The sequence below is a fragment of the Burkholderia sp. 9775_39 genome (assembly GCF_015712225.1).
Taxonomy (GTDB): Bacteria; Pseudomonadota; Gammaproteobacteria; order Burkholderiales; family Burkholderiaceae; genus Burkholderia; species Burkholderia cenocepacia.
In genome coordinates this window covers 132,670-139,084 of record NZ_JACCQC010000020.1, presented here as the reverse complement: position 1 = coordinate 139,084, position 6,415 = coordinate 132,670, and the positions used below count along the sequence as shown (strand labels likewise).

Sequence of the window (6,415 nt, the reverse complement as noted above, 5' to 3'; positions counted from 1 at the left end):
GTCCGGGGGCGGGCGAATCGAAGGATGAGAAGGGGCGGGCGTCCGCGCTCAACGCAGCGCCGGCGTATCGGGTGCGTGCTGCGCGTGCCGCGCTGCCGCGGCGTCGCGACGCCGGGCGAGCCACGCATGGACGAAGCCGAACAGCACCGGCACGAACAGCAGCGTCGACACCGTGCCGAACGCGAGGCCGCCGATCACCGCGCGGCCGAGCGGCGCGTTCTGCTCGCCGCCGTCGCCGAGGCCGAGTGCCATCGGCAACATGCCGATCAGCATCGCGAGCGCGGTCATCACGACGGGCCGGAAGCGGTTGAAGCCCGCGTCGAGCGCCGCTTGCCATGGCGGCGCGCCGGCCGCGAGCAACTCGCGCGCCGCGTTCACGACGAGAATGCTGTTCGCGGTCGCGATGCCGATGCACAGGATCGTGCCGGTCAACGCGGGCACCGACAGCGTGGTGCGCGTGACGAACAGCATCCATGCGATGCCGGCGAGCGATGCCGGCAGTCCGCCGACGATCACGAGCGGATCGAGCCACGACTGGAAGTTCACGACCATCAGCAGGTAGACCAGCGAGATCGCGAGCGCGAGGCCGCCGAGCAGCCCCGCGAACGACTCGTGCATCGCCTGCACCTGGCCGCGCAGCACGATCGACGCGCCGGGCGGCAGTTGCGCGCGCGCGGCGTCGACGAGCTGGGTCACGTCAGCCGTGACGCCGCCGAGGTCGCGCCCCTGCACCGACGCGAAGATGTCGAGCACCGGCTGCACGTTGTAGTGCGACACCACGGCCTGCTGCGTCGCGCGCGAGAACGAGCCGAGCGCGCCGAGCAGGTTCTGCGCGGGCGCCCCCGCGGCCGGGCCGCCGGCTGGCGTCTGCGGCGAGCGGGCGGTGCCGGCGGGCAGCGGCACGTTCGCAAGCGACTGCAGCGAATTCACCGTGTACTGCGGCGTCTGCACGAGCACCGGGTAGCTGACGCCGTTGCGCGGATCGAGCCAGAAGTTCGGCGTCGTCTGCGAGCTGCCGGACAGCGCGATCAGCAGGTTCTGCGCGACGTCGCGCTGGTCGAGACCGGCCTGGATCGCCTTCGTACGATCGACGTTCACGTTGATAGCGGGTTCGTCGCCGGGCTGCTGGATGCGTGCGTCGACGAGCCCGCGCACGCCGCGCAGCTTCGCGAGCAGCGCGTTCGCGACCGCACGGTTCTGGTCGAGCTTGTTGCCGACGATCTGGATGTCGATCGGCGCGGGCAGTCCGAAGTTGAGGATCTGGCTGACGATGTCGGCCGGCAGGAACGCGAACGTCACGCCGGGGAACGCCTGCGCGAGCACGTTGCGCAGCTTCGCGACGTACGCGGCGGTCGACGCGTGATCCGGCTTCAGCGTGACGAGCACGTCGGCGTCCTCGGTGCCGATCGGGTCCGACGAGTCGTACGTAAGGTTGATCCCGCTCACCGGCACGCCGATGTTGTCGAGCACGCCCGCGAGCTGGTTCGCCGGAATCACGCTGCGGATCTTCGCTTCCACTTCGTCGGTGAGCCGCGCGGTTTCCTCGATCCGCGTGCCGGTCGGCGCGCGCAGATGCAGGCGAATCTCGCCGGTGTCGACCGACGGAAAGAAGTCCTGCCCGGCGAACGCGTAGAGGCCCGTCGATGCGACGCAGGCGAGCAGGAACGCGGCCGCGAAGCGGCGGCGGCGCGCGATCGCCGCCGACAGCAGCGCGCGATAGCGCAGCCGCACGGCCTCGAAGCGATGCTCGAACGCGGCCTGGAACCGCGCGATGCGTGCGAATGCGCCGCGCGGCGGCCGGCCGCTGCCTTTGGCGCGCATCAGCGCCATCGCAAGCGTCGGCACCAGCGTGCGCGAGAAGAAGTACGACGCGATCATCGCGAAGATCACGGCTTCGGCGAGCGGCACGAACAGATAGCGCGCGACACCCGTGAGCAGGAACATTGGCACGAACACGATGCAGATCGACAGCGTCGACACGAAGGTCGGCACCGCGATTTCGCCCGCGCCGGTCAGGATGGCCTCCTCGAGCGGCGCGCCGAGCTCGAGATGATGCGTGATGTTCTCGATCGCGACGGTCGCGTCGTCGACGAGAATGCCGACCGCGAGCGCGAGCCCGCCCAGCGTCATGATGTTGATGGTCTGCCCGAGCACGGACAGCGCGAGCAGCGACGTGAGCACCGCGAGCGGGATCGTGATCGCGATGATCAGCGTCGCGCGCCAGCTGCTGAGGAACAGCAGGATCATCAGCGCGGTCAGGCACGCGGCGATCAGCGCTTCGCGCACGACGCCCTGGACCGCCGCCTTCACGAATACGGACTGATCGTCGAGCGGCGCGATGCGCAGCGTGTTCGGCAACCCGGCCGCGATCTTCGGCAGCATCGCCTTCACCTGGTCGATGATCGTCAGCGTCGATGCGCTGCCGGTCTTCTCGACCGTCAGCAGCGCCGCGCGCTTGCCGTCCACCCGCACGATGTTGGTCTGCGGCGCGTAGCCGTCGCGAACGTGCGCGACGTCGCGCACGTAGACGACGTTGCCGCCGATCGTCTTCACCGGCAGGTCGTTCAGCGCGGCGACCGTCTGCGTGCTGCCGTTCATCTGCACGTTGTATTCGTGCGTGCCTATTTTCGCGGTGCCGCCCGGCAGGATCAGGTTCTGCGCGTTGATCGCGTTCACGACGTCGATCGGCGCGAGCCCCTTCGCCTGCAGCGCGCGCGTATCGAGATCGACGACGATCTGGCGGATCTTGCCGCCGAACGGCAGCGGCACCGCCGCGCCCTGGACGGTCGCGAGCTGCGTGCGGATGAAGCTGTTGCCGAGGTCGTACAGCTGCTGCTCGGCGAGCGTGTCGCTCGACAGCCCGAGCTGCAGGATCGGCACCGTCGACGCGTTGTACGTGATGATGTTCGGCGGCAGCGTGCCGGGCGGCAGGATGCGCAGGATCGACGCGGCGTTGCTCGCGGCTTGCGCGATCGCGCGATTGATGTCGGCGCCCGGGTGGAAGAACACCTTCACGACCGACACGCCGTTCAGCGATTGCGACTCGATGTGCTCGATGTCGTCGACGTCGGACGTGAGCGCGCGTTCGTAGTTCGACGTGATCCGCTTGGCCATGTCCTCGGCGGAGAAGCCGTTGTACGACCAGACGATGCTGACGACCGGAATGTCGATGTTCGGAAAGATGTCGGTCGGCGTGCGCAGCAGTGCCAGCGGCCCCGCGATGAAGATCAGCAGCGCGAGTACGACGAACGTGTAGGGCCTGCGTAACGCCAGCCGGACGATCCACATGATGGTGCTCCTCGAAGCAGGGCTCGGATGCGCATTCGATGCGACGAGCACGCAGTCTGCCGGCGCGGCGTTGACCCGACCCTGACTCGAGGATTACGAAACCGTTATCTGTGCGGGCGCACTGCAGCGTCGGCGGTGGTCGCCGGTAGCTCGCCCTTGCTTTTTCATATTCCTTACCATAAAGTAAGGAATATTGGAGGTGCCGCAAATGACAGCAGCTACTATTACTTCAAAGGGTCAGGTGACCATTCCGGTGGATGTACGCAATCAACTAGGCCTGGAGTCCGGAGACCGGATCGAATTCAGCTTCAACGAGGCAACGGGCCGGTATGAGATCTACCCGGCCACGCGCTCGCTCGCCTCGCTCAAGGGCATCGTGAAAAAGCCCGAGAAATCGGTGTCAATCGAGGACATGAATCGGGCCATCGCCGAACAGGGAGCGTCCGCGCGATGATAGGACTGGATCCGAACGTGCTGGTCCGCTATTTCGCTCAAGACGATGCCGTGCAATCAAAGAGGGCGACCGCGCTGATGGAGTCGTTGTCGGCGGAGCGTCCGGGGTACGTTTCGCAGGTGGCGCTGGTCGAGGTCGTCTGGGTGCTGGGACGTTGCTACGGCGTAGAGCGCGAACAGATAACAGACATCATCGACTCAATGACCGCTACGAAGGAACTGGCCGTTGAAGGCGCTGACACGGTGCGAAAGGCACTTCGCGTTTTCGCGGCATCACCGAAGGCGGATTTTGCGGATTGCCTGATCGAGCGGTCGGCACACGTCGTCGGGTGCGAGTACACAGCAACCTTCGACGTGGCCGCCTCAAAGGTCGCTGGCATGCGGTTGATAAAGTAATCACGGCGCAAGCCGACGATAGAAGAACGGGCGATCAGATAACAAAACCGTAATCGAAGCCTCACCTTCAGGAAAGCGCGCGAATCGCAGAATGAATCCAACTCTTCATCGCATCGATGGGGAGCGGATGTCCGGCCTGATCTGCGGACGCGAACACGCCATCTTTGAGAGGTGAACATCATGAACAACCTGATTCGTGCAGTCCTGCTGTCCTGCGCACTGAGCGCACCGATCGTCGCATTTGCGCAAACCACCGACCATGCGGTTACCCGCGCCGAGGTGCGTGCCGATCTCGTCCGCGTCGAAAAGGCCGGTTATCGTCCCATCGGCACCGATCCGTACTATCCGGAGGACATCCAGGCCGCGGAGGCGAAGGTCGCCGCGCAGCAAGCGCAATCGGTTGCCGCACGGCCGGCCGACGCGGCAAGGGCGGCGACGTCGTCGCTCGCGTCGCTCGACACGCAGCCGTTGTACGAGCATCACTGAGCGCGGTTGGCGACCGCCGTCCGCGGCCCGACGGCGGTTCCTTCAACGGGCGGCACGCATGCCGCCGGGAGTCAGCTCTCGCCCTTCTCGAGCACGTTCTGCGTGAGCGTGATCGATGGAATCGTCGGCTTGAGCAACGCGCGGCGCGCACGACGGCTCAGCCACTTCCAGCCGGCCGCGAGCAACAGCGCGACCAGCGGGATCGAGGCGATCGTCCACGTCCCGTTCGGGTAGTCGAAGGCCATCAACACCAGCACGCCGAGCAGGAACAGCAACGTGAGCCAAGACGTCACGGGCGCGCCCGGCATCCTGAACGACACGTCTTCCACGTCGCCGCGCCTGACCGCGGCGCGGAACTTCATCTGGCACACGACGATGAAGCCCCAGGTGCTGATGATGCCGAGCGACGCGATGTTCAGCACGATCTCGAACACGCTCGACGGCACGAGATAGTTGAGCAGCACGCCGACCACGTAGATCGCGACCGTCACCAGAATGCCCGCGTACGGGACGGATTGCCCGCTCATTCGCGCGAGGAACGCGGGGGCGGAGCCGCCCATCGACAGCGAACGCAACACGCGCCCCGTCGAATACAGGCCGGAGTTGAGGCTCGACAGCGCGGCCGTGAGCACCACCAGGTTCATCACCGAGCCGATGCCGGGCACGCCGAGCGCGCCGAAGAACGTGACGAACGGGCTCTGGCCCGCCTTGTACGCGCTCCACGGCAGCAGGCAGACCAGAAGAACCACCGATGCGACGTAGAAGATCGCGATGCGCCAGATCACGTTGTTGATCGCGCGCGGCAGCACCTTGCGCGCATCCTTGCATTCGCCGGCGGCCGTACCGACCAGTTCGACGCCCGCGAACGCGAACACCACGCCCTGCACCAGCACCAGTGCCGGCATCAGCCCGTGCGGAAAGAACCCGCCGTTGTCGGTGATCAGATGCATGCCGGTGCCATGACCGGCGACCGGCATGCCCGTGCCGAGGATCGCCGCGCCGATCACGAGAAACAGCACGATCGCAGCGACCTTGATCAGCGCGAACCAGAACTCCATCTCGGCGAACCACTTCACGCCGATCAGGTTCATCGTCGCGACGATGCACAGCGCGACGAGGGCGAAGATCCACTGCGGCACGGCCGCGAACGGCGCCCAGTAATGCATGTAGAGCGCGACGGCGGTGATGTCGACGATGCCGGTCATCGCCCAGTTCAGGAAGTACATCCAGCCGGCGACGAACGAGGCCTTTTCGCCGAGGAACTCGCGCGCGTACGACACGAAGCTGCCGCTGCTGGGGCGATGCATCACGAGTTCGCCGAGTGCGCGCAGGATCAGGAACGAAAACGCGCCGCACACCAGATAGACGATCGCGAGCGCCGGGCCGGCGGCCTGCAGCCGCGCGCCGGCGCCGAGAAACAGCCCGGTGCCGATGGCCCCGCCGATCGCGATCATCTGCACCTGTCGATTGCCGAGGGTCTGGTGATAGCCGGCTTCGTGCGATTCGAGCCAGCTGCGTTTGTCGGTTTCGCCGGTTGTCGACGGGTCGGGAATCGATGCCATGACGGTATCCTCGCGCGCGGATGGGATTGGATTCGCCTCGATCGCGGGACGATCGGGGCCACCGGTACCGGAGGAGCAGCGCACCGAATCGAGCGCGCCCGTCCTGATCGCGATTCGTCGCACGTGACGAAAGGCACGGTACGTCGCGAACGTATTCAGCCGTAATTCCCGTCACAAACGGAATGCAAATTTGGACTGGGCCTGTTCGAATCCGTGCATAGGGCCGCGGC

At 66.2% G+C, this 6,415-nt stretch carries 5 protein-coding genes; 3 read left to right on the top strand and 2 right to left on the bottom strand.

The annotated features are described in order from the left end of the window. Window positions 1-48: 48 nt before the first annotated feature. Window positions 49-3,288 (bottom strand): efflux RND transporter permease subunit, encoded by a 3,240-nt coding sequence (locus H0X90_RS25235; RefSeq protein ID WP_077190008.1) that lies wholly within the window; start codon window positions 3,286-3,288, stop codon window positions 49-51. A gap of 208 nt (window positions 3,289-3,496) precedes the next feature. Here H0X90_RS25235 and H0X90_RS25230 point away from each other — a divergent pair, with 208 nt between their 5' ends. From H0X90_RS25230 to H0X90_RS25220, 3 genes are all read left to right on the top strand, one after another. Beyond that, on the top strand, window positions 3,497-3,742 hold the full coding sequence (locus H0X90_RS25230) for an AbrB/MazE/SpoVT family DNA-binding domain-containing protein (protein ID WP_012493780.1): 246 nt from the start codon (window positions 3,497-3,499) through the stop codon (window positions 3,740-3,742). Further along, window positions 3,739-4,137, top strand: a complete 399-nt coding sequence (locus tag H0X90_RS25225; RefSeq protein WP_043205949.1) for a PIN domain-containing protein — start codon at window positions 3,739-3,741, stop codon at window positions 4,135-4,137. The genes H0X90_RS25230 and H0X90_RS25225 overlap by 4 nt, the downstream gene beginning before the upstream one ends. A gap of 180 nt (window positions 4,138-4,317) precedes the next feature. Next, a complete protein-coding gene (locus tag H0X90_RS25220; RefSeq protein WP_006484373.1) occupies window positions 4,318-4,623 on the top strand; it encodes a DUF4148 domain-containing protein in 306 nt (101 codons plus the stop codon). A 71-nt stretch (window positions 4,624-4,694) separates the two neighbouring features. On the opposite strand, the gene ansP is transcribed toward H0X90_RS25220, so the two are convergent. Continuing rightward, window positions 4,695-6,185, bottom strand: a complete 1,491-nt coding sequence (ansP, locus tag H0X90_RS25215; RefSeq protein WP_077190009.1) for an L-asparagine permease — start codon at window positions 6,183-6,185, stop codon at window positions 4,695-4,697. Between the last annotated feature and the right edge of the window lie 230 nt (window positions 6,186-6,415).

Coding starts and splice junctions, on each gene's coding strand:
- ansP (WP_077190009.1), bottom strand. CDS start 6,185: ATGGCATCGATTCCCGACCCGTCGACAACCGGCGAAACCGACAAACGC.
- H0X90_RS25235 (WP_077190008.1), bottom strand. CDS start 3,288: ATGTGGATCGTCCGGCTGGCGTTACGCAGGCCCTACACGTTCGTCGTA.
- H0X90_RS25225 (WP_043205949.1), top strand. CDS start 3,739: ATGATAGGACTGGATCCGAACGTGCTGGTCCGCTATTTCGCTCAAGAC.
- H0X90_RS25220 (WP_006484373.1), top strand. CDS start 4,318: ATGAACAACCTGATTCGTGCAGTCCTGCTGTCCTGCGCACTGAGCGCA.
- H0X90_RS25230 (WP_012493780.1), top strand. CDS start 3,497: ATGACAGCAGCTACTATTACTTCAAAGGGTCAGGTGACCATTCCGGTG.